The organism is Scandinavium manionii, from assembly GCF_024764775.1.
GTDB classification, from domain to species: Bacteria; Pseudomonadota; Gammaproteobacteria; order Enterobacterales; family Enterobacteriaceae; genus Scandinavium; species Scandinavium manionii.
This window is the reverse complement of sequence record NZ_JALIGC010000005.1, coordinates 1-255: the sequence shown is the minus strand read 5'-3', so window position 1 is coordinate 255 and position 255 is coordinate 1. Positions and strand designations below refer to the sequence as shown.

At 48.2% G+C, this 255-nt stretch carries 1 tRNA gene; it reads right to left on the bottom strand.

The features are described from left to right. Nucleotides 1-159: 159 nt before the first annotated feature. Nucleotides 160-235, bottom strand: a tRNA-Glu gene (locus tag MUU51_RS00025). Between the last annotated feature and the right edge of the window lie 20 nt (nucleotides 236-255).

The window sequence follows — 255 nt, the reverse complement described above, 5'->3', positions numbered from 1 at the left end:
TTCCTTTCTTATTACGGAGAAAGGAAACAGTGTGTCGTTTCAATTTTCAGCTTGATCCAGATTTTTAAAGAGCAAATATCTCAAACATGACTCACCGCATACGCGATAAATCAGTTTTGAGATAGGGAGGCCGGCGACTTTCACTCACAAACCAGCAAGTGGCGTCCCCTAGGGGATTCGAACCCCTGTTACCGCCGTGAAAGGGCGGTGTCCTGGGCCTCTAGACGAAGGGGACACTGAAGTCTCAATCGCAAG